The organism is Streptomyces sp. MnatMP-M17 (genome assembly GCF_900091995.1).
Classification (GTDB): Bacteria; Actinomycetota; Actinomycetes; order Streptomycetales; family Streptomycetaceae; genus Streptomyces.
The window spans coordinates 1-1,822 of the sequence record NZ_FMDK01001257.1; the positions used below are offsets into that span (position 1 = coordinate 1).

At 73.7% G+C, this 1,822-nt stretch carries 1 protein-coding gene and 1 pseudogene; one reads left to right on the plus strand and one right to left on the minus strand.

All coding sequences use genetic code 11. The features are described 5' to 3' along the window. A pseudogene (locus GA0115259_RS38365) lies at positions 1 to 691 on the minus strand (amino acid deaminase); the annotation flags it as partial. A gap of 190 nt (positions 692 to 881) precedes the next feature. On the opposite strand from GA0115259_RS38365, the gene GA0115259_RS38370 reads away from it, so the two are divergent. Continuing rightward, positions 882 to 1,822: sugar kinase (locus tag GA0115259_RS38370; RefSeq protein ID WP_237540790.1), on the plus strand; the 941-nt coding region annotated here is incomplete at its 3' end.

A 1,822-nucleotide genomic window follows, 5' to 3' on the forward strand; every position in this document is an offset into this window, starting at 1 on the left:
TCGCCCCCGCCGCCACCGCGTCGGCCACCGCCGCGCACTCCGCCTCCGTACGGGCTCCGGTACGGGCGCCCTCGCCCGCGCCCAGTTCGGCCACGACCTCCACCGGCCGGACGGCGCCCGCCGCCCGCAGCGCCTCGTCCATCAGCTCGACACCGCGTACGGAGTCGACGTAGCAGAGGAACCGGAAGCCGGGATCCCGGTCCAGCTCGGCGGCGAGCCAGCGCAGGGCCGCCGCGTCGACCAGCTCATTGGCGAGGAAGATCCGCCGGATGCCGAACGCGCGGTAGACGCGCACCTGGTGCGGAACGGCGGCGGTGATGCCCCAGGCGCCGTGGTCGAGCTGGCGCGCGAAGAGCTGCGGTGACATGGAGGTCTTGCCGTGCGGCGCGAACGCCAGGCCGTGGCGCGCGGAGTAGGACTCCAGCAGGGCGAGATTGTGCTCGACCGACTCGGCGGAGAGGGCGAGTACGGGCGTGGTGAAGCCGCCGGTGAAGAGGGAGCGGCGCTGGGCGGCGAGCGCGGCGACGGTGAGGCCCTCGGCGTCCGGCGGGAGGCCCTTGAAGCGGTGGTCGACGCGCTCGTCGCCGAGCGCCCGGTCCGTACCGCCACTGCCACTGCCACCGCCACTGCCTGTGCCCGCCACGCCTGTGCCCGCCACGCCTGTGCCCGCCACGCCTGTGCCCGCCGCCATGGGTGCCTCCCGTAGTTTTGACAGTGTCGTTGCAATATCTGCAACGTCCATTGCGTATAACGCTTACCGCTGTCTAACATCCGAGCGACAGCGGGTCAATGACCTCATCACATCCCGAGCGGCGAGGAGCCTCAGCGTGACCGGAACCCTTCCGCAGGTGCACGCGGAGGTCGTCTGTCTCGGTGAGTCCATGGTCACCTTCCTGCCCTCGCGCCCGGGCCCGCTCGCGGACGTACCGTCCTTCGACCGTACGATCGGCGGCGCCGAATCCAATGTCGCCTGCGTGCTGGCGGCGGCCGGGCACCGGGTCCGCTGGATCAGCCGGGTCGGCGCCGACGGCTTCGGCGACCATCTCGTACGCTCGGTCGCCGCCTACGGAGTCGACACCTCGGGCGTGCGCCGGGACCCGGACCGGCCCACCGGTGTCTACTTCCGTACGGCGACGGACCGCGCCACCGACGCGCACGAGGTCGTCTACTACCGGGCGGGCTCCGCCGCCTCCGCGATGTCGCCGGAGAACATGGCGCCGGAGGACCTGTGGTCCGGGACGCTGCTGCATCTGTCCGGTATCACCGCCGCGCTCTCGGACGACTGCCTGGCGCTGATGCGCGCGCTGACCGCGCGCGTACCCGGGCGCCCGCTGGTCTCCTTCGACGTCAACCACCGCCCGAACCTGTGGCGCGATCCGTCCGGCGTCCGGGTGCTGCTGGACCTCGCGCGCGGCGCCGACGTGGTGTTCGTCGGCGAGGACGAGGCCGCGGCGGCCTGGGACCTGCACGGCGCGGAGGCGATCCGCGCCGCGCTGCCCGAGCCACGGACGCTGGTGATCAAACGCGGCGCGGCGGGAGCGACGGTCTACACGCGCGAGCCGGAGCCGGAGCCGGAGCCTGAGCCGGGGCCGGGGCCTGAGTCGTCGGCACCAGGCGCTGTGCCCGGTTCGTCGGTGCCCGCCGCGTCGGCGTATGGGCGCGACACCGTCGTCTCCGTACCCGCCCTCCGTGTCGAGGTCGTCGCGCCCGTCGGGGCCGGGGACGCCTTCGCCGCCGGGTTTCTCTCCGCGACGCTGCGCGGGCTGCCCGCCGCCGCGCGGCTGCGGCACGGGCATCTCATGGCCGCCGCCGCGCTCACCGT